This is a genomic window from Shewanella nanhaiensis (assembly GCF_019457885.1).
Taxonomy (GTDB): domain Bacteria; phylum Pseudomonadota; class Gammaproteobacteria; order Enterobacterales; family Shewanellaceae; genus Shewanella; species Shewanella nanhaiensis.
In genome coordinates this window covers 1-255 of the sequence record NZ_JAHZST010000092.1, presented here as the reverse complement: position 1 = coordinate 255, position 255 = coordinate 1, and the positions used below count along the sequence as shown (strand labels likewise).

General features: G+C 56.5%; 1 protein-coding gene. It reads right to left on the bottom strand.

From position 1 onward, the window contains the following. Window positions 1-255, bottom strand: a 255-nt coding sequence (locus K0625_RS24470) for a VCBS domain-containing protein (RefSeq protein ID WP_220111938.1), incomplete at both ends; no start/stop codon positions are given.

Here is a 255-nt window from a genome sequence, read left to right as displayed (position 1 = left end):
TATCGGTGACGATGGTGTCGACATCGCTGACAGAGAGGGTGCCATTAATAATGGCGGTGCCAGCGACGACGGTGCCATCATCGAGGTTACCGGCTTCAATCACAGTGCCGCTGGCGCTGTCACCTTGCTCAATTGACAGTACAGGGGAATCATTAGTGCCTTGGACTGTGACGGTTATGAGCTGGGTATCGGTGGCGCCGAACTCATCGGTGACGGTGACGAGGAAGGTCTCTTGGGCTGTTTGCCCTTCGGCGA